Genomic DNA, 19,250 nt, shown 5'->3' with positions numbered 1-19,250 from the left:
ACAGAACTCCCGTATAATGGTCACATGCCTATAATAGTTAGACGGCGGGCGGAGGATAAGTCCCTGCATCAGATTTATATTTATCCGGTGATGGTGGGAAGCGTATACATCTATATTTTAAAAGCACCCGGACTGCGATTAGTCCGGGTGCTTTTATCATCGTACCAAGGGTTGTCATCCCCTAACGGAGAGCCTGTCACCATGGCAATGGCGGCTCCCTTCAGAGACATGCTGTTCTCGCTCAGGCTATACTCGGATGTCGAATCTCCCTGCGCTGTCGGTGGTTGCGTTAGCAATCTCCTGAACGGATGCTGCTGTCAGCTTATGGTTACCGGCAGGCTTGTCCGGAGGCGCAGCAGCGCTCTGGGCAGAAGCGGAGCTGCCCGCAGCCTGTGACTTCTGGGTAATTTGTGCTTCAATTTGCTTGATCTGCTGTTCTAGCTGCTTGGTTTTGGTTTCTTTGGCTTGCTCGCTGTCCTTGCTTGCGCTTACTTTCTCAAGCTCAGCTTCCAGCTTCGCCTTCTGCTTCTCAAGTGCAGCGGTATCGCTGGCGCTGGAGGATGTATAAGATACAGATGATGAAGCGGCAACGGATGAGACATTCATGGGTGTCCCTCCTTTCACCTCTTCAATATATCCCTTTTCTCTACAATGAACGTTAAAATGCGCTGAAGGTTTGCTGAATATCCCTTCAACCCTTCCTGGCCCTCCGGTTCACCAGCATAACGCTCAGCAGGATGATGACCAGCCCGGCGATGGTATTGGCATAGACCTGCTCCTGCAGGAAGATTACGCCCCACAACAGGCCAAATACAGGCACGAGGAAGGTAACACTAACGGTCTTGACCGGGCCGATATTGGCAATCAGCCGGAAATACAGCAGATACGCCACTGAGGTGCAGATCAGCGAGAGGCCGAGGACAGAATATACAGCGGCGGAAGAAGGCAGATGATCCGGGGCAAAAATCACCGCCAGCGGCAGCAGCACCACACTTGCGCCCAGCTGTTGTCCCGCAGCAAGCGCCAGCGGAGTGAGACCGGAGCCTACGCGTGATGCGTATAATCCTCCGAACGCATAGCAGAGCGCGGCTCCAAGAGAGTAACCAACGGATAAAAGAACCGTGCCGGTCAGCGGAAGCGGACTCCAGCCGACCAGCACGCCCACACCTACAAGGCCTATGATCAGCCCGGCTGATTTGGCCGCCCCCGGCTTCTCCTTCCGGGTACCCCACGCCGCCAGTGCCGCGAACATCGGAGTTGTAGCATTCAGAATCGCCGCCAGTGAGGCGCTCAGATGCAGCTCAGCCATACAGATCAGCGTGAACGGAAGCGCCGCGTTAACCGCACCGAGCAGCAGGAAAGATCTCCAGTGCTTCAGGAGGCCCAGCCTGCGCCGGGTCAGCAGCGCATAGAGCAGCAGAGCAGCTCCGGCAATCGTAACGCGCAGCTCTGTCGTGAAGACCGGACCGAGCTCCGGCGAGGCAATCCGCATGAACAGGAAGGAAGCCCCCCAGGCAAAAGCAAGCAGCAACAGGGTAGCAAAGTCCTTGCGGCTCACAGCTTGACCTCTCTTCTGCACAGCAGCAGATAGGACAGAACCGACAGGAGGCCCGCTCCCGCGATGACCAGCGCCATCGGCAGGGCCGAGCCGCTGCCGCCAAGTCCGACCAGCGGAGCCGCGCAGCTCCCCAGCAGCAAGGGAAGCAGACCCAGAAGCGCAGAGGCGCTGCCAGCCGTCTCCCCCTGATCCTGCATCGCCAGCGAGAAGCTGGTCGTACCCACAAGACCTACACTTGCAACCACAGCGAACAGACAGATTAGGATCGGCAGCAGCCCGCCATCGGCGAGGAGGGTAATCAGCAGCAGAATACCTCCAGAGGTACTGAGCAGAAGGCCGCAGATCAGCAGCTTACGCTCACCCACTCTGGCCGACATCCGCCCGGCAATCTGCCCGGTCAGAATAATGCCGAGGCCATTCACGGCGAAAATCAGGCTGTACATTTGCGGGGATACCCCATAAATCGTCTGCAGAACAAAGGATGATCCCGAGATATAAGCGAACATGCCTGCCATAACAAAGCCCTGGGAGAGCGCGTAGCCCATGAATCCGGCATTGCCGAGCAGGATGCGGAAGGTACGCAGGGTCCCTCTGAGCCCGCTGCGGATACGCCGTTCCTTAGGCAGAGTCTCCGGCAGCCGCAACAGGATGACCGCCGCGAAGAGCAGCCCGCATACGAACAAGACGATAAATACCCCCTTCCAGTCCGTCACTCTCAGCAGTTGCCCCCCGATGACCGGCGCTGCAATCGGACCCAGTCCGTTGACAATCATCAGCAGCGAGAAGAACTTGGTTAATTCCGAGCCGCTGTACATATCGCGGACCGCCGCACGGGAGATTACCACCCCTACCGATCCGGCCAGGCCTTGAATGAAGCGCAGCACAATCAGCAGTCCGATGGACGGGCTGAACGCACAGAGCAGCGAGGATACCGCATAGATCATCATTCCGAACAACAGCGGAATCCGGCGCCCATGCACATCACTGAGCGGTCCGGCCACAAGCTGGCCCGAAGCCAGTCCCAGCAGGAAGAAGGTCAGGGTAAGCTGAATCATGGCGGGACTGGTATCGAAATAGAGACCAAGGGCAGGCAGGGCAGGCAGATACATATCAATCGACAGGGGACCAATGGTAGCGATGGCTCCCAGAATCACGGCAAGCTGCAGCCGCTGGCTTCTGGACGGCCCGCCCTCGGCCAGGCTTGTCACCGAATTTTGCTTCATCATGAACAGGATACATCCTTTCTTGCCCGTAACCATAAGTAAGACGGCAGAGCCATTTATGTTCAGGTCCGTTAATATATTTCTCCATACTACCGATTACCGCCGGAATGTTCAATGAATTTCTGGTTGGGCGGGAAAGTGCGGCAGCTTGGCAGGAACAACAAAAAACCGCCTGCCGTAGCCGCCAATCCTCTCGGTGATCGGCAGGCCCGCAGGCGGTTATCTCAGGTGGTGCTGTTGTTACTCCTCAGAATCGGTAAGAGCGGCCAGCCAATCTCTTGCCGCCTCCGCCTCGGCGGCGCTCAGGCGGTGCCCCTGATTGCCCCAGTGCGAGGTAACCTCTGCCCCGGCACCGCTTAACAGTGCTTCCAGCTCCCGGGTCTCCTCGGAGCGGATAATCGGATCATTGGTCCCTGCCCCGATAAAGACCGGAACCCCCTGCAGCGAAGGAATCGCCAGGCCGCGCAGCGGAACCATCGGATGCAGCAGCACTGCCGCCCGGAAGATTCCTCCGTAGTGGAACAGCAGGCTGCCCGCAATATTCGCGCCGTTAGAATAGCCGACTGCTACCAGGTTATCAGCATCGAAGCCGTATTTTGCAGCCGCTTCATCCAGAAACTGCTTCACCTCATGGGTGCGGAAGATCAGATCCTCCTCATCGAAAATCCCCTCCGCCAGCCGCCGGAAGTAACGCGGCATGCCATTCTCCAGTACGTTGCCGCGGATGCCCAGCACAGATGCTCCGGGTGCCAGCAGCTCTGCAAGCGGCAGCAGATCACGCTCGTTGCCGCCTGTGCCGTGGAATAAGACCAGTGTTGGCTGGGTTACGTCTGTACCTTGCTCAAATACATGAATCATACCGGCTTCACCTCCAGTTCACGGATTTCAAACGGGCTGAGGTTCGCTTCAATCGCCGCACGCTGCGGCTCAAACCAAGCCGGAAGCATCAGCTTCTGCCCCAGCGCCTCCGGTGCTTCATCACGGGCAAAGCCCGGAGGATCGGTTGCAATCTCGAACAGAATTCCGCCTTCTTCCCGGAAGTAGATGGCATTGAAGTACTGGCGGTCCTGCACCGGAGTCGGCTGGTAGCCGTGACTCTGAACCCGGCGTCCCCACTCCAGCTGCTCTTTGTCATCTGCGGCCCGCCAAGCAATATGGTGAACGGTACCTGTACCGCCGCCGCCCTGCGGAACTGGAGTGGCCTTCAGATCAATAATATTGCCGATATTGCCTGAAGCTCTGTAGCGGATGTAGCCGTCCCCTTCAGCGATACGCTCCATTCCCAGGGTGCGGGAGAGTGTATCCGCTGTCCGGTCCGGGGCTGTGCTGTAGAGGACAGCACCCCCGAAGCCTTTAACCGCATGCTCTACCGGAACGCCGCCAAACGACCAGGTGCTCAGCGCACCCTCTTCACGCTCCACCAGTTCAATCCGCAGTCCGTCAAAATCCGCGAAAGAGAGATACGACTCGCCAATCCGGGTAACCTTAGTCACAGGAATCTGGTAAGCGGCCAGCCGCTGCTCCCAGAATCCGAAGGAGCCGGCCGGTACAGCATAAGTGGTCACACCGACCTGTCCTCCGCCGATTCTGCCTTTGCGGCCATGAGCCCAAGGGAAGAATGTGATGATCGTACCCGGCGCACCCTGCTCATTGCCGAAGTAGAGGTGGTAGACCTCGGGGGCGTCGAAATTGATGGTTTTTTTGACGAGCCGCAGGCCTAGAATTCCGGCATAGAAATCAGCATTACGCTGAGCGTCTCCAACAAAAGCGGTAACATGATGAATCCCTGCAGTATGCATAGTCATGAGTGAACCCTCCTGATAGTTGTGATGATGATGCGCTTATTTTAATTGAAGAATATTGCGTCTAGTGAAATCGAACCCGCGCCTGTCAGCGCTATACCTACAGCGACTACCAGCACCGTTAAAGGAAACTCAATCCCGTTCGCTGTGGACCAGAATCCGTTAGGAGCATGAACCTTCACAATGGCACCGAGCATCGTTGCCGCAATCAGCACCGCAGCCACCGGAGTCAGCAGACCCAGAGTGAACAGCAGGCCTCCGACCAGCTCCATCAGACCTGCCAGCACCGCCATACGCACGCCCGGCTTGATACCAATCGACTCCATCCAGCCGCCTGTTCCCTTAGGTCCATATCCGCCGAACCAGCCGAACAGCTTCTGTGCACCATGCCCGATGAACGCTACACCAATCACCAATCTCATCAACAATAAACCTACACTAACCATATTAAACACTCTCCATTCTCTTGGTTTTAATTATCTTAACATTAAGATATTTGCTAAAAAAATTGCTGAGCTATTATTCTCTTCTTTCGTTCAGCTTGCTAACAAGCAGACAACCTTACCGCAGCTGGGCTGCTACGGACTCACTTCTATACTCCCTTGCCCAGCTTCTTCAGCAGCAGCGTCGCCTGAGCCTTCTCTTCGCTGTCCAGTCCGCCCATCAGGCTGTGAATAGAATCGACATGCTGCGGGAAAATATCATCAAACAGCTCCCGTCCCGCCTCCGTAATCTCGGCATACGTAACACGGCGGTCATCCTCGCAAGGAACGCGCTTCAGCAGTCCCCGCTTCTCCAGCTTGTCGATATTGTAGGTGATGCTGCCGCTGGTGACCAGAATCTTCTCGCCAATCTGCTGAAGTGGAATCCGGTTTCTATGATACAGCACCTCCAGCACCATAAATTCCGCCGAGGCCAGCCCGTGACTCTTCATATCCTTCACCGCCTGATCCATCAGGCTCTTGTACGCCTTCGACAGAACGACGAACAATTTAAGCGATGCTGCCTGCTCCTGCTCCAGCGTAGTATCTGTCTCTGTTCTTGCTGTCTTATTCTTGCTGCTCATTTGGTACACCTCCTGACCGGCTGCATTTATCTTCAAGTTAATTATCTTTAAGTTAAGATAAATATACGTTATTGGAAGCAGTCTGTCAAGCGCGGGAGGTGAATTAATTTTCATTCCGCCCGGCGCAAGGAAGGATCGCTCTATGCTGCGGTCATGTGAAGCCTAATTCTTACAAAAAATCTAACCTCTGCGGGTAAATCCCCCCCCAACCCGCGCAACAATCACCCCCTCCAACTCCCGCAATAAGCAAGTGGATAACTGTATCTTAGTTATTCTATTTTCGTAATTTATACGGAAGCAAGTGGAAAATCTACATCTAATAGAGCTGAATTTCGCCACTTTGGGCGGATCATCCTTAATTAAGTGCCTTTTATCCAGCTGCTGTTTTAGCAGGGTTTATTCGTTCATCAGCAAGTGGACAAAATCCATCTATCTCCCGCTCCGCATATTTGATTTGTTCTCTAAAACGGCGTAGACTTTCAAAAGGTGAGTATACACCGAAGCAATCGGCTCTTAGCAAGCAACTTATTGGTTATTCCTAATACTTCAAATGAATCCTATCCTAACTTATACCAAGGCTACAAAAGGAGGCTGATTATGGAATCGAAGGCTCATCATCATTCCGGGGCCGCCGCGCGCAGTGCTGCGGCGGAAGAAGCCCCCGCGCCGCGCGTGCTGATCGTGACGGCAGTCGCGGCTGAGCGCGAGGCGGTCCTGCGCGGCCTCGCCGGCAGCCGCAGGTTCGACGTCATCGCGGCGGGCGCCGGCCCCGCTGCGGCTGCGGCTGGCACCGCCGCCGCCCTGGCAGCCGGCTCGTACGGCTGCGTAGTCAGCGCCGGGATCGGCGGCGGCTTCCCGGGACGCGCACCCGTAGGCTCGCTGGTCGTCGCCAGCGAGATGCGGGACGCGGCCCTCGGCGCAGAGACGCCGGAGGGCTTCCGCAGCGCTGCCGAGCTCGGCTTCGGCAGCGTGTCCGTGCCTGCGCCGGGCGGCACGGTACAGGCCCTTGCGGCCGCGCTGGCAGCGGCCGGCCTCACGGTAAGCACGGGCCCCGTGCTTACCGTGTCCACCGCGACCGGCACCGCCGGGACGGCCGCGGCTCTGGCCGCACGCCACCCGGAGGCGGCGGCGGAGGCGATGGAAGGCCACGGGGTCGCCGTGGCCGCCCAGGCGCTGGGAATCGCGGCGCTGGAGCTGCGCGCGATCTCGAACCCGGTCGGTCCGCGCGACCGGGCCGCGTGGAAGATCAATGAAGCGCTGGACGCTCTGGCAGCGGCGGCGGCTATTTTACGGGAGGTGCTGTAATGACACAAGAGCTTCATATTGCTTATTCCCCTTGTCCTAACGATACCTTTGTCTTTCATGCCTGGGCGCATGGCCTGATTCCCGGCGCACCCCAGCTGGATGTAATGTTTGCCGATATCGATATTACGAACGGGCTTGCAGCAGACGGCGCCGGGCCTGAAGTGCTCAAGATTTCCTACGCCGCCCTTCCCTGGGTGCTGGACAGGTACAAGCTGCTCCCTTGCGGCGGTGCGCTGGGACGGGGCTGCGGCCCGCTTGTACTAACCCGCAAAGGCGCAGGCGCCATCAAACATCCGCGCGAGCTGTCCGGCCGCAGAATTGCCGTCCCGAGCGAACGCTCTACGGCATACCTGCTGTTCCGTCTTTGGGTAGCACAGCAGGTGCAGGGCGGTCCGGCCGAGATCGTCGTTATGCCTTTTGATGAGATCATGCCTGCCGTACAGAAGGGGGAGATCGATGCCGGACTCGTCATCCACGAAGCCCGCTTCACTTACCCGTCTTACAATCTCAACCTGCTGACTGACCTCGGGAGCTGGTGGGAGAGCGATACCGGCTTGCCTATTCCGCTCGGTGCGATTATTGCCCGCCGCGATCTGGACCCTGAAGCCATTACCGGCTGGATTCGCAGCTCACTCCAGTATGCCTGGGACCATCCTCTGGACTGCCAGGAATACGTGCTAAGCCACGCCCAGGAGCTATCGCCGGAAGTGGCCAAATCGCATATTGATCTGTACGTCAATGAATTCACGATGAGCCTTGGCGAGGACGGCTATGCGGCCATCTCTGCACTGCTGAACCGGGCTGCTGCCGAAGGGCTTGTGCCTGCGGTTGATCCGGCGCTTTTGCGTTAGCAGGAGGAGCTTCATGACCCTCCGTTCCTTTTGAACAGCAGGCATGACTAACTTATCCTACACTTAGCTACCTATAGCGAGGAGGCCCTTCCTATGATTCCTTCAGGCAACAGCAAGGCTAATATCGACCGTTTTTTGGGGTACCAAAATGACTACGACCGTTACCGGCCGGAAGCCCCGCCAATGGTTATTGAACTGCTCACCAGTTATCTGGGCCACCGTCCTGCCCATGTTGCAGATATTGGCTGCGGCACGGGTCTGTCTACCTTCCTGTGGAAGGATGCCGCCGATGCGGTAACCGGAGTGGAGCCAAACCCGGATATGCTGGGCAAGGCTCAGGACAAGCTCCGTCTTCTCGGCAGCGGAGCGGATAACCTGTCTTTTGTGCAGGGCTACTCCAACCAGCTTCCTTTCGATACGGAGAGTGTGGACATTATCACCTGCTCCCAGTCGTTCCACTGGATGGACCCGGACAGCACTCTTCAGGAAATCGCCCGTTGTCTGCGGCCCGGCGGAGTCTTTGCCGCCTACGACTGTGACTGGCCTCTGGTGCTGCAGCCCGCTATTGAAGCCCGTTACAACCGGCTGATTGCGGCTTCCGATGCCCTGCTTGCAGAGCTTCAGCCCGGTGCCGACCAGGCCAGCAAATGGGACAAGGAAGGTCATTTGAACCGGATCAAAGCCAGCGGACGGTTTACGTACGCGAGAGAGATTGTTTTTCACAATATGGAGTCATGCGATGCACAGCGCTATATCGGGCTGGCCCTCAGCCAGGGCGGCGTCCAGTCCCTCCTGAAGCTCAGCCCGGCCTCACTTGTGCAGGACATCGCAGAATTCTCGGCACAGGTAGAGGAGTTCTTCCAGGGCCGGACCTTGCAGGTACCGGTTAGCTACCGGATGCGGACCGCTGTGAAGTAACCATCCCCGTTAGCAACCAAGCTCCTGTCTAAATAGTACAAGTAGAATCAAAAACGCGCCCCAGTTATCCCCGCAAAGGAACCGGGGCGTTTCAATGTCTCGGAAGACTTAACCAGGGACATTCCATGTCTGCCCTTCCTTTTGTTCACTGTATCTACTAATCCGCTCTATTGACCATTGGAATATTATCACATATTATTACACCAATGAAATAAAAATCTAATTACTGGGATTAGGTCAGGTGGTGTTATATGAAGTCCACAACCACGATTCGCGATCAGGTAACCGCATATTTGTCTAATCAGGGCCTGTCCATTAATCAGTTTGCCATCTCTTCAGGAATTAATTCCGGCACACTCAGCCGTGTCGTTAAAGACCGTCAACCGATTGCCATGGATCATCTGGAGCGTATTACCCGGGGTATGGGCCTGCCGGAGGACTACTTCTATACCTTATACGTGGACGAATGCTTTCATCATTCGGCCCCCACCTGGCGGCGCTTGCGGCCGTTTCTTGTGCGTTCAGCGGCGCTCGGCCGTCTTGACTGTGTTGAACAGGTAGTTAGGAACCTGCTGGAGAATCTGGTCTATGCCCCTATGCTATTCGAAGTTGCAGAAGGATTGTTCGAGCAGGGATTGTGGCACGCAGCAGCATTATTGTATGAGAATGTGAGCACCAGTGAGAAATATCAGAATTCCGAACGGCTGGCAATATGCCAATATCGCTTGTTCCGGATTGGCCTCGGTGATGACCAGAGCAGTAATCTGCGGGTAGCCATCCTGTTCGAATGCTTCATCGACCGGCTGAATGAGGCGGATCAGCTGGACGGATTGAAAGACCTGCTGGATGTCTACTACTCTCTGCAAAAGTGGTCCAAGGTGAACGAGCTTGCCGAGAAAATGCTTGAGCTGGCTACCCTCCGTTACAATCTCCAGCTCCGCTCGAAACGTAAACCGGACAACGAAAGATCACCTTCAAGTCCGCTGTATTTATATATTCTCCGTTCCCATCTCTTTTTATCAAGTGTCTGTATGGAATATGGGGACTATAAGTCTGCAATAGAGCGTGTAAGCCTTTATACAGATGTGCCTTGGATACAAGAAACTAATGACGAAAAAGAGCGGATATTAGCCCAATTCAAGGAGTGGGGTAGAGCAAATATCTATTTGTATCGTATACTCGATGGGCAGTTAGAGGTACTAAATAATTATGTGGAATTTATATCTACCCAGCCAGACGAGATATTCACGGCAATGTATAACATTGTTAAATCTGCAAATCGGTATAATTGGAATATAGACCATATTCTTGAGCGCTTCTCTAGTTACATCCCTTACAGAACATATAACTCCGAATTCGGTGAATATAACCAGCAAGTTATGGCAGACAAGCATGCCCGCTTTCTTGCTGAATTAGCAGCCTATTACCTTCACAATAAGTATTATGAGAAGTTTACGAATGTACTGCGAAGCCTGGAATCCTCCGCTAAAATCAACAACGAAAGTATAGCCATTACTTGTGTTGATCTATTTGAACAATACAGGTATACAGCAGGAGAAGAAGAAATGGAAAAATACAAACTTTTAATTAGAACAGCACGAAATTCAAAAGCAACATCATTTCATCAAGCTTATAGTTCTATGCAGTGATACCCATCCGTATACGAATCGGCGTGAATTAGGCGCACTTCTTGCTGCATTCTAGCTTTCCCCCAGCATTTACCCTATACTTATACCAGCGAGACGAAGAACGTCCCGGTTACCCCTTTATGGGGAAGCCGGGGCGTTTTCTATTTTCCGGAGAGGATGAGGAGCATGACTTTTGAAGAAGCACATGAACAATTTATCAGCGGACACTTGAATTGCAGACCTGAGGGGGAACGAAGAGCACGCTTGGAAAGGGGGCATCGGCATGCCGAGGTGCTGTTCTTGAAGAATGTATGGTGGCCTTTGCGGGGACATTTTACCGGACTTCACCCGGAGTATGAGGTGATGGATTGGCGGGGACGATCTTATTTCGCTGACTTTGCTTGGCTGCCCGGATACGTAAAGCTGCTGATCGAAATCAAAGGCTATGCTTCGCATGTACGTGATATGGACCGCAACAAATACTGCGGCGAGCTGAACCGCGAGACCTTCCTGTACGCCATGGGCTATCATGTGATTTCCTTCGCATACGATGATGTTGAACAGCGTCCCGAGCTCTGCATAACCTTGCTGCGGATGGTGCTGGGCAGATATCAGCCTGCGGCAACCCCAGTATCGCGCGTACAGTTGATGGAGCAGGAGGTCATCCGGTTAACCGTTCATCTAGCCCGGCCTATTCGCCCGCAGGATGTAAAGCAGCATTTCTCAATTGATTACAGAACCGCTGTCCGCACCTTGCGAAGTCTGTCTGACAAGGGCTGGCTCGTACCGGTTCCCACCAGCAATCAGGAACGAACCGCACGATATGAGTTGAAGCGCGGTGTACTGGAATATTTTAATTAGCCTTCGGCAAATAATTGGAAAAACGCATCTTAATTTCGCTATTCCCAAGGAATACTCGACAACAAGTGGAAAACCAGCAACTGCTGCTCCTGGTTTTGCCGCTATAGGGCGATCTGGGGAAATTTAAGTGCTGTTTTTCCAACTCTCTCCCCCACAACCCATTAATACTCATCAGTAGGTGGACAAAATCCATCTGTTACCCGCTTCCGCAGCATTATCACCCGATTCCACCAACATAGATTACTCCACCAGCATCGGCAACACCGTTCTTATCCTCTATCAAACCATCAGCCGCCAGCACCCCACTCCTTCAATCCTCGTCAGTCCCCATTCCTCCACGCCGTTATAGTCCCGCTCCCCTATCCCCTTTGCAACTCCCGCCACCCACTTCCACCTTACCCCCTGGCAAGCAAAAGCCCCCCGCCTACGCAATACGCGCATGCAGGGGGCTTCTGTACTCTTCCGGCGCTTACGCCAGCTACTTCTTATTCATCTTAAACATCAGGAACAGCTCATTATAGTGGGCAAGCATCCGCTTGCCGAGGTTGTCGTAGACCTCCAGCCGGTCGGTGAGCTCGGCGGGCGGGTAGAAGCGCTCGTCACCGGAGATGTCCTCCGGCAGCAGCTTCAGGCCGGGAACGTTCGGCGTGGAATAGCCGACGTATTCCGTATTCTGGGCCGCCACATCCGGCCGCAGCATGAAGTTGATGAACTTATGCGCGCCTTCCACATTGCCGGCGGTGCGCGGAATGACCATGTTGTCGAACCATTTGTTCGAGCCTTCCTCCGGCACGACAAAGTCCAGCTTGTCGTTGTCATCCATGATCTCCGAAGCGTCGCCGGACCAGACGATGCCGACCGCCGCTTCTTCGTTGGCGAGCAGCATTTTGACCTCGTCGCCCACAATGGCCTTCACATTCGGAGACAGCTTGTTCAGCTTCGCGAGTGCCTCCTGCAAATGCTCCTCCTTCGTGTCGTTGACGGAATAGTGCAGGCTGTTCAGCGCCATGCCCATGACCTCACGGGCTCCGTCCACGAGGAAGATATTATTCTTCAGCCGCTTGTCCCATAAGGAATTCCAGCTGCTGAAATCGATGCCCTTCGTCATCTCCGGGTTGAAGATGATCCCCACCGTCCCCCAGAAATAAGGAACCGAATACTTGTTACCGGGATCGAAGGACAGATTCATGAACTTGGAATCGATGTTGGCGAGATTCGGCAGCTTGCTGTGATCCAGCGGCAGCAGCAGATTCTCTTCCCGCATCTTGGCGATCGCGTAGTCAGAGGGGATCACAACATCGAAGATCGTACCCCCCTGCTCTACCTTGGTCAGCATCGCTTCATTGGAATCGAACGTCTGGTAGATGACCGTAATCCCGGTCTCCTCCTGGAATTGCTTCAGGAGATCGGGGTCCACATAGTCGCCCCAGTTATAGATAGTCAGCGTGTTGCCGCCAGAATAGCCCTGGGCCGAGTTCAGCCGGGAGGCCAGGAACATCAGTCCGAAGGCGACGATCAGAATCGCCAGGAACGTATTGACTAGCTGCTTCATCTAGGCACCCCCGCTTCGGCCACCGGCTCGGCAATCTGTGCCGCCGGGCGGCTTTTACGCTGGTTCAGGTAGTAATAACCGATGACCAGCAGAATTGTGAAGAGGAAAATCAGCGTCGACAGCGCGTTAATCGACAGCGAGACCCCCTGACGGGCACGGGAATAGATCTCCACCGACAGGGTGGAATAGCCATTGCCCGTGACGAAGAAGGTGACTGCGAAATCATCCAGGGAATAGGTCAGGGCCATGAAGAATCCGCTGAAGATTCCCGGCTTGATGATCGGCAGGATGACCTTCGTGAGCACATCCCGGCGCGTAGCGCCGAGATCACGCGCGGCATCCGTCAGGGTCGGGCTCATCTCCTGCAGATGCGGCAGGATCATAATGACCGCAATCGGAATGCTGAACGCCACATGCGAGAGCAGCACGGAGGTGAAACCGAGCTTGATCCCGACAATCGTGAACAGGATCAGGAAGGAGGCACCGATAATGACATCCGGGCTGACAATCAGCACATTGTTCAGCGAGAGCAGTGTGTTTTTGGCCCGGCGGCTGCGGACATGATGGATCGCCAGCGCACCGATTACCGCTATGATGGTCGCAATGGCCGATGACAGAAGGGCGATGACCAGTGTGTTAATCACAATAATCATCAGTCGGGTATCGGCAACTACCTCACGGTAATAATCCAGCGTGAAGCCTTCGAACTTGTGCATCGTACCGCCGCTGTTGAACGAGTAGTACATCAGATAGAAGATCGGCGCGTACAGCACCAGGAAGACCAGCACCAGATAGATATTGGCGATGCCATTCTTGTTCTTAACCCTGCGTCTGTTCTTCATCCGCGCACCCCCTTCCGGGAGCCGCCGGTCAGAATCATGAACAGCGCCATAATGGCGATCAGGAACACCGCAACGGTAGAGCCCATACCCCAGTCCTGAGTGACCAGGAAGTGCTGCTCAATCGCGGTACCGAGCGTAATCACCCGGTTTCCGGCAATCAGACGCGTAATCATGAACAGCGACAGCGCCGGAATGAACACCGCCATGCAGCCGGAGCGTACACCCGAGATCGTCAGCGGAAAAACCACCCGCCGGAACGTTGTCCATCCCGATGCACCCAGATCGCGCGCAGCATCCACCAGCGACAGATTCATCTCATCCAGGGCACTGAAGATCGGCAGAATCATGAAAGGAATGAAAATATACACTGACACAAACACAAAACTGAAGCCCGTGAAAAGTATCTGCTGCTCGCCCAGACCCATCAGATCAAAGAAATTATTGACCGGGCCGAAGGTGCCGAAAATCCCGATGAAGGCATACGTCTTCAGCAGCAGGTTGATCCAGGTCGGCAGAATAATCAGCAGCAGCCACAGCTGCTTGTGCTTCGTTCGCGTCAGCAGATAAGCGGCCGGATAAGCCACCAGGAGCGAGAACACTGTGATCAGAAAAGCATACCAGAACGAATTCAGCATCATTCTCATATAGACAGGTGTGAAGAAATTGACGTAGTTATTCAGCGTCAGCTTCCCCTCCAGATCGAACAGGGAATAGTAGACCACCAGCAGCACCGGCGCAATGACAAACAGCGCGATCCACAGGTAGTACGGGATGAGATAATACGACTTGCCCTTAGTCATCATGGCTCTCCACCTCGGCGTAAGCCTCCAGACGCTTGTCGAACTCTTCCTCCGTTTCACCGAAACGCATAACATGGATCGCTTCAGGGTCAAAATACAGCCCAATCTCGGAGCCAACCTCCGCCTTACGGGTGGAATGGACGAGCCATTCATGGCCGGAGCCGTCATAGCAGCTGATTTCGTAATGAACCCCGCGGAACAGCTGCGAATCCACACGCACCTTCAGCTTGCCCGCCTCAACTGTAGCAATCTCCAGATCCTCGGGACGGATGACAATCTCCACCGCTTCATTCGGCCGCAGACCGGCATCGACACATTCGAACCGGTGACCGTTAAATTCAACCACATAGTCCTCAATCATCACACCCGGTACAATGTTCGACTCACCGATGAAGTCGGCCACGAACCGGTTGATCGGCTCATCGTAGATATCATTAGGCGTGCCGCTCTGCTCAATCTTGCCGCCGTTCATGACGAAGATCCAGTCGGACATCGCCAGCGCCTCTTCCTGGTCATGGGTGACGAAGATGAAGGTGATGCCCAGCCGTTGCTGCATCTCCCGCAGAATATACTGCATCTCCGTACGCAGCTTCAGATCAAGCGCCGAGAGCGGCTCGTCCAGCAGCAGCACCTGCGGCTCGTTGACAATGGCGCGCGCAATGGCCACACGCTGTCTCTGCCCGCCGGACATTTCATTAATGGCCCGCTGATCATAGCCGACCAGGTTGACGAAGCGCAGCGCTTCCTGCACCTTTTGATGAATGACATCCTTCTTCAGCTTCTTGATGCGCAGTCCAAACGCCACATTCTCGAATACGTTCAGATGCGGAAACAGCGCATAGTCCTGAAATACCGTATTGACCTGCCGCTCATTGGCGGGAATGTGGTTGATAATTTTGCCGTTCAGATAGATCGAACCTTCCGTCGGCTCCGCGAAGCCGGCGATCAGACGCAGAATGGTCGTTTTTCCGCAGCCCGAAGGGCCCAGCAGCGTGTAGAATTTACCGCGTTCAATTTCGAAGCTCACGCCTTTGAGTACAGCCTCTTCGTCGTCGTATTGCTTAATCACCTGGTCAAAAGAAATAATAGTGCCTTCCGGGGTAGCTATAGCTAACAACCTCCCTTACTTATGTAGTACAACCTATTTTACCCGCTTCTTGCGGGAGACAATCCGGCAGCAGCATGCTTAGCACGGATAAGCGACAATTCTTGCCTTGGTTCGACAGACTTCAATATATATAGCATAAATGAATCCTGCAATATATGCGATAGCTTACATTGTGAAATCGCGCACAAAAACTTAACAAGTTCGTAAAATCTTGCCCGCCTCCAGCCTGTTTTGAGGTGCTATAATGAAAACGGATGAAAACCATAAAATTTTTCCTATTTACATGAAAGAAGATGACAAACATGAACGAGGGCTTACAGGAGCGCCTTGAAAAGTTCGGATTATCCTTATATATGATACGGATTACGCTCGCCGCTTCGCTCTCGTGGCTGGCTGTGCACATTATCTACGGAGACCATTACCTGTACTTCGCGCCGCTGGCGGCGATTCTGATTACCCAGAGCAGTGTCAAGGCCTCCCTTGAAAAAGGCGTCTACCGCATGACCGGCGTGGTCCTCGGCGGCATCGTCAGCCTGATCGTAGGCAAATTCTTCGATGTGGGTGCGCTGTCGATTCTGCTGATGCTGCTGATCGGCATCGGGGTGGCTACAGCCTGCCGGATTAACATCCAGGCCGTCTCGCAGGTCGGTGTTACCTCGGTGCTTGCACTCACCTTCTATCATGACCAATATATCGTCTGGAGAGTCGCCGAGACGCTGATCGGCGTGCTGATTGCCCTCATCATCAATATGATTATCGTGCCGCCCAAGAGCTTCGTCAAGGTCAAGGACCTGGCGCTGAAGGGCAGCCTGACCTTATCCGATGCCTTAACCGGATTCGCTGCAAGCGGCCGGGATGCCGCACAGGCCAAGGCTGCTCTTGAGAGCTCCGGCGAGCTGCTGAAGAAGAGCGACCGGCTGCAGAAGGAGATGCATTACACGCTGTCTCATTACCAGTGCCGCAAGGACATTGGCAAGCTGACACAGACGACCACCCATCTCATCAAGGTCCACTCCTATGTCAAAGCCATAAGCGAAGAGATCGCCCTGCTGCCGGCCCATTATGCCGCAGCCGACTGGATGCTGGAGGTTGTAACCGCAACGGCAGACTGTATCGCCCTGTACGGCACACGGACGCTATCGGATGCCGAATGCAGCGGCCGGTCACTCCCCGAGAGTCTGAGAAGAGCCCGCGATGTGCAGCTCGCCTGGTTCTCGGAGCTGCAGGATCAGTGCCCGCTCGCGGCCTTCCGTGATCTCGGTGCGGTATTCTCCCACCTGAACCGGATTCTTGAAGAGATCGAACGCGCCGATTATGCGGCCCTTTCCACCGTACCACAGCATGTCAAGGCACAGCCTGCACGCGCCATCCAATTCATACAAAAAGGACTCTTCCACAAGCTATAAGCTTGGGAGAGTCCTTTTTTGGGATTTCTGCAACTTGTTGACGGGATGGGATGCGCGCAGGTAAAGTAGCTTGGATGGCAGACGTAAAGTAATAATAGTTGGAAAAATGACACTTAATTCAGCCAACTTAACCGATTTGACTGAAGCGGTTGGATAAAGTACATCTAATCCGCCGAATTCTATGGAATCCCTTAAAAGCGAGCAAAATAAGTGTTGTTTATCCATCTGCTGTTCCCATAGGAGGTATTTCACCAGTAGCAAATGGAGAAAATCCAACTAATTACTACATGTATCCCGGTGACACGAAATGGGATACACAAATTCCACCTTAGTATAACGCACGCAGAGGTGAACGCCGAAAGCGGCAGTTAATCGGCATGCAGAGCTGCACGCTGAAAGCGGTATTTATTCAGCAGGCAGGTATCTCCAGCCCCCGTAGGCTGTAACGTTCTCAGCTCCGGCGGCGGCATAGCCTTCGCAGATGAAGCCCGTCACTTCGCGGCCATCGGCAAGCGCCACCCGTCCCAGACCCAGCGGGGCCGGGATAAGCGTGGCGAACGCGCCCAGCGATTCCACCGGCATCTGCCACAGCTCTAGCTCGATAGCGCTTCCCCCTGCCGCCTGTCTCAGCAGACCCGGCTTCGCCGGCACGGTAGGGAGCTTGACCAGCTCATAACAGGCAGCAGTCCGCGCCTCCTGCCAGAAGTGCGCGCCATGCTCCAGCATCTGCTTCTCCAGCGGGAAGCCGCGCATATGCAGCCCACAGACCGCAAGTGTAACCATGCCGGACGCTGGTGATTCGGCAGCAATAGCAGCGCCAGTAGCAGCACCAATACCTCCAGCCTCACCAACGTCAGCCCCAGCAGTACCACCTGCACCACTAGTACATCCGCCAGCTTCCGGCTCCAGCGATTGGTGCTCTGCCAGAAGTTGGGCCTCGGCCCCGGCAGAACTCCCCCCACTCTCACCATCATCCCCCTCCGCCAGAAACCGCGCCCCGGCTCCGGCAAGCAGATGCTCACTGTCCGCCAGAGCGAACAGCGTAATGCCGAACGGCAGGTTCCCCGCCGCTTCCCCGGCGGGAATTGCCACCGCCGACAGGTCGAGCAGGTTGCAGTGATTGGTGTAGCGGCCCATATCGGAGTTGGCCCCTACCGGGTTCGCAGCCAACTGCTCCCGGGTCCAGGTTCCGCCGCAGGTCGGCAGGACCAGCACCGCATCCCGCAGCAGCAGCTCCGCTTCCCGCTTATACTGCTGCAAGCGGTGCATGGCCTGGAACAGGCTCGAAGCAGTGTGGCGCTCCGCGGCCCCGGAGGAGAGAATCGACTCCGTTACCGGCAGCACTGCTTCACGGTGACTCTCTACGAATCCGGCCAGATCCGCCCAGCGTTCGGCTACCCAGGGGCCGTCGTACAGGATGGCTGCCGCTTCGGAGAACAGCGTACAGTCCACCCGTTCAACCGGCAGCCCCAGCGCCTGAACCGCCGCTTCGGCCCGTTCCCAGGTCCGGCGGTATTCGTCCGCATGGGGCCCGTAGAAGTCCAGCGGCGCTTCCGGCAGCAGCAGCTTCCCGGGCAGAGCGGCAGCCTCCCGCTTCACGGAACGTGACCACGGATCGGCTGCATCGAAGCCGCGTGCTGCGCGGTCCACCGTGAGTGCATCCTCCAGATTGTGCGCGAATACGGTGACACAATCCAGGCTGGCACACGCCGGCACTACGCCGCGCACCGGCCAGGCGCCCAGGCTGGGCTTGTAGCCGACCAGCCCGTTCAGTGCGGCCGGCACACGGCCCGAGCCGGCGGTATCAGTGCCCAGGCTGAATACCGCTTGGCCCCGGGCTACAGCAACCGCCGAACCGGCGCTGGAGCCGCCGCTGATGTATTCGGGACGCAGGGCATTATGCGTCTCGCCGTAAGGGCTGCGCACACCGACGAGTCCGGTGGCGAACTGGTCCAGATTGCTTTTGCCGACAGGGATCGCCCCCGCAGCCACCAATCTCGCTACAACCGCTGCGTCGGCTTCCGGCTGATAAGCGAATTCAGGACATGCCGCCGTCGTGGGCAGCCCCTTCACATCGATGTTATCCTTCACCGCGAATGGAATGCCCCACAAGGGATGCTCCTGCGGATTCAGCTCTTTGAGCGCTGCCAGGTAGGGAGCGATCTGCGCCACGGCGGGCGCTTCAATCCAGATGTTCATGTCCTTATCCCGCGCAGCGCGGCGGATGATCTCCCGGATAACCTCCTCCGGGTCCAGCGTGCCGCTCAAATACTGTTCCCGCAGCCAGCCGGCTGTCAGCTTCGCGGGCCATTCTGTTATTGCTGTCATCA

General features: G+C 55.6%; 18 protein-coding genes. 6 read left to right on the top strand and 12 right to left on the bottom strand.

Annotation, left to right across the window (positions count from 1 at the left end; genetic code table 11):
* Nucleotides 1-246: 246 nt before the first annotated feature.
* The 7 genes from C173_RS21330 to C173_RS21300 form a co-directional block, all read right to left on the bottom strand.
* The gene (locus C173_RS21330) at nucleotides 247-606 is read right to left on the bottom strand and encodes a FlxA-like family protein (protein WP_036728173.1); all 360 of its coding nucleotides are present in this window, start codon (nucleotides 604-606) and stop codon (nucleotides 247-249) included.
* An 85-nt stretch (nucleotides 607-691) separates the two neighbouring features.
* Entirely contained in the window at nucleotides 692-1,558 is an 867-nt protein-coding gene (locus C173_RS21325; protein ID WP_036728171.1) for a DMT family transporter, read from the bottom strand.
* Nucleotides 1,555-2,784, bottom strand: coding sequence for a multidrug effflux MFS transporter (locus tag C173_RS21320; protein WP_442792666.1), 1,230 nt, complete (start codon nucleotides 2,782-2,784; stop codon nucleotides 1,555-1,557). The genes C173_RS21325 and C173_RS21320 overlap by 4 nt, the downstream gene beginning before the upstream one ends.
* A 237-nt stretch (nucleotides 2,785-3,021) precedes the next feature.
* On the bottom strand, nucleotides 3,022-3,639 hold the full coding sequence (locus C173_RS21315) for an alpha/beta hydrolase (protein WP_036728168.1): 618 nt from the start codon (nucleotides 3,637-3,639) through the stop codon (nucleotides 3,022-3,024).
* Complete coding sequence (locus C173_RS21310) at nucleotides 3,636-4,586, bottom strand: ring-cleaving dioxygenase (RefSeq protein WP_155991603.1); 951 nt, start codon at nucleotides 4,584-4,586, stop codon at nucleotides 3,636-3,638. The genes C173_RS21315 and C173_RS21310 overlap by 4 nt, the downstream gene beginning before the upstream one ends.
* Before the next feature lie 41 nt (nucleotides 4,587-4,627).
* On the bottom strand, nucleotides 4,628-5,029 hold the full coding sequence (locus tag C173_RS21305; protein ID WP_036728167.1) for a DoxX family protein: 402 nt from the start codon (nucleotides 5,027-5,029) through the stop codon (nucleotides 4,628-4,630).
* 146 nt (nucleotides 5,030-5,175) lie between these two features.
* The gene (locus C173_RS21300; RefSeq protein WP_036728164.1) at nucleotides 5,176-5,649 is read right to left on the bottom strand and encodes a MarR family winged helix-turn-helix transcriptional regulator; all 474 of its coding nucleotides are present in this window, start codon (nucleotides 5,647-5,649) and stop codon (nucleotides 5,176-5,178) included.
* 597 nt (nucleotides 5,650-6,246) lie between these two features.
* Here C173_RS21300 and C173_RS21295 point away from each other — a divergent pair.
* The 5 genes from C173_RS21295 to C173_RS21275 all read left to right on the top strand — a co-directional run bounded on the left by C173_RS21295 (nucleotide 6,247) and on the right by C173_RS21275 (nucleotide 11,212).
* Nucleotides 6,247-6,954 carry a futalosine hydrolase gene (locus C173_RS21295; protein ID WP_051478254.1) on the top strand — a complete coding sequence of 236 codons (708 nt, stop codon included), beginning with the start codon at nucleotides 6,247-6,249 and terminating at the stop codon, nucleotides 6,952-6,954.
* Complete coding sequence (locus C173_RS21290) at nucleotides 6,954-7,805, top strand: 1,4-dihydroxy-6-naphthoate synthase (RefSeq protein WP_036728161.1); 852 nt, start codon at nucleotides 6,954-6,956, stop codon at nucleotides 7,803-7,805. The genes C173_RS21295 and C173_RS21290 overlap by 1 nt, the downstream gene beginning before the upstream one ends.
* 93 nt (nucleotides 7,806-7,898) lie before the next feature.
* Nucleotides 7,899-8,723 (top strand): class I SAM-dependent methyltransferase, encoded by an 825-nt coding sequence (locus tag C173_RS21285; RefSeq protein WP_036728160.1) that lies wholly within the window; start codon nucleotides 7,899-7,901, stop codon nucleotides 8,721-8,723.
* 251 nt (nucleotides 8,724-8,974) lie between these two features.
* The gene (locus C173_RS21280) at nucleotides 8,975-10,372 is read left to right on the top strand and encodes a helix-turn-helix domain-containing protein (RefSeq protein WP_051478253.1); all 1,398 of its coding nucleotides are present in this window, start codon (nucleotides 8,975-8,977) and stop codon (nucleotides 10,370-10,372) included.
* Nucleotides 10,373-10,642: 270 nt separating this feature from the next.
* A complete protein-coding gene (locus C173_RS21275; protein WP_327196474.1) occupies nucleotides 10,643-11,212 on the top strand; it encodes a hypothetical protein in 570 nt (189 codons plus the stop codon).
* Between the two features lie 478 nt (nucleotides 11,213-11,690).
* Here the strand turns inward: C173_RS21275 and C173_RS21270 are convergent, their stop codons facing one another.
* From C173_RS21270 to C173_RS21255, 4 genes are read right to left on the bottom strand one after another with little or no spacing between them, the layout of a single operon-like run.
* Complete coding sequence (locus C173_RS21270) at nucleotides 11,691-12,764, bottom strand: ABC transporter substrate-binding protein (RefSeq protein WP_036728155.1); 1,074 nt, start codon at nucleotides 12,762-12,764, stop codon at nucleotides 11,691-11,693.
* A complete protein-coding gene (locus C173_RS21265; protein WP_036728153.1) occupies nucleotides 12,761-13,606 on the bottom strand; it encodes an ABC transporter permease in 846 nt (281 codons plus the stop codon). Before C173_RS21265 ends, C173_RS21270 begins: the two co-directional genes overlap by 4 nt.
* Complete coding sequence (locus tag C173_RS21260; protein WP_036728143.1) at nucleotides 13,603-14,409, bottom strand: ABC transporter permease; 807 nt, start codon at nucleotides 14,407-14,409, stop codon at nucleotides 13,603-13,605. The genes C173_RS21265 and C173_RS21260 overlap by 4 nt, the downstream gene beginning before the upstream one ends.
* On the bottom strand, nucleotides 14,399-15,523 hold the full coding sequence (locus C173_RS21255; protein WP_200869578.1) for an ABC transporter ATP-binding protein: 1,125 nt from the start codon (nucleotides 15,521-15,523) through the stop codon (nucleotides 14,399-14,401). The genes C173_RS21260 and C173_RS21255 overlap by 11 nt, the downstream gene beginning before the upstream one ends.
* A 293-nt stretch (nucleotides 15,524-15,816) precedes the next feature.
* Between C173_RS21255 and C173_RS33015 the strand changes: the two genes are divergently transcribed.
* Nucleotides 15,817-16,920, top strand: a complete 1,104-nt coding sequence (locus C173_RS33015; protein ID WP_051478252.1) for an FUSC family protein — start codon at nucleotides 15,817-15,819, stop codon at nucleotides 16,918-16,920.
* Nucleotides 16,921-17,325: 405 nt separating this feature from the next.
* Here C173_RS33015 and C173_RS21245 read toward each other — a convergent pair whose 3' ends face one another.
* Nucleotides 17,326-19,248 carry an allophanate hydrolase gene (locus C173_RS21245; RefSeq protein WP_036728140.1) on the bottom strand — a complete coding sequence of 641 codons (1,923 nt, stop codon included), beginning with the start codon at nucleotides 19,246-19,248 and terminating at the stop codon, nucleotides 17,326-17,328.
* Between the last annotated feature and the right edge of the window lie 2 nt (nucleotides 19,249-19,250).

The sequence above is a fragment of the Paenibacillus sp. FSL R7-277 genome (assembly GCF_000517965.1).
Classification (GTDB): Bacteria; Bacillota; Bacilli; order Paenibacillales; family Paenibacillaceae; genus Paenibacillus_AQ; species Paenibacillus_AQ silagei.
The sequence above is the reverse complement of the archived record's forward strand: the minus strand, read 5'-3'. Positions and strand labels throughout refer to the sequence as shown.

Bases quoted from the DNA above. Each gene is read 5' to 3' on its own strand.
- C173_RS21260 (WP_036728143.1), bottom strand. From the start codon at position 14,409: ATGATGACTAAGGGCAAGTCGTATTATCTCATCCCGTACTACCTGTGG.
- C173_RS21305 (WP_036728167.1), bottom strand. From the start codon at position 5,029: ATGGTTAGTGTAGGTTTATTGTTGATGAGATTGGTGATTGGTGTAGCG.
- C173_RS21245 (WP_036728140.1), bottom strand. From the start codon at position 19,248: ATGACAGCAATAACAGAATGGCCCGCGAAGCTGACAGCCGGCTGGCTG.
- C173_RS21320 (WP_442792666.1), bottom strand. From the start codon at position 2,784: ATGATGAAGCAAAATTCGGTGACAAGCCTGGCCGAGGGCGGGCCGTCC.
- C173_RS21285 (WP_036728160.1), top strand. From the start codon at position 7,899: ATGATTCCTTCAGGCAACAGCAAGGCTAATATCGACCGTTTTTTGGGG.
- C173_RS21295 (WP_051478254.1), top strand. From the start codon at position 6,247: ATGGAATCGAAGGCTCATCATCATTCCGGGGCCGCCGCGCGCAGTGCT.
- C173_RS21330 (WP_036728173.1), bottom strand. From the start codon at position 606: ATGAATGTCTCATCCGTTGCCGCTTCATCATCTGTATCTTATACATCC.
- C173_RS21265 (WP_036728153.1), bottom strand. From the start codon at position 13,606: ATGAAGAACAGACGCAGGGTTAAGAACAAGAATGGCATCGCCAATATC.
- C173_RS21300 (WP_036728164.1), bottom strand. From the start codon at position 5,649: ATGAGCAGCAAGAATAAGACAGCAAGAACAGAGACAGATACTACGCTG.
- C173_RS33015 (WP_051478252.1), top strand. From the start codon at position 15,817: ATGAACGAGGGCTTACAGGAGCGCCTTGAAAAGTTCGGATTATCCTTA.
- C173_RS21270 (WP_036728155.1), bottom strand. From the start codon at position 12,764: ATGAAGCAGCTAGTCAATACGTTCCTGGCGATTCTGATCGTCGCCTTC.
- C173_RS21310 (WP_155991603.1), bottom strand. From the start codon at position 4,586: ATGACTATGCATACTGCAGGGATTCATCATGTTACCGCTTTTGTTGGA.
- C173_RS21280 (WP_051478253.1), top strand. From the start codon at position 8,975: ATGAAGTCCACAACCACGATTCGCGATCAGGTAACCGCATATTTGTCT.
- C173_RS21315 (WP_036728168.1), bottom strand. From the start codon at position 3,639: ATGATTCATGTATTTGAGCAAGGTACAGACGTAACCCAGCCAACACTG.
- C173_RS21290 (WP_036728161.1), top strand. From the start codon at position 6,954: ATGACACAAGAGCTTCATATTGCTTATTCCCCTTGTCCTAACGATACC.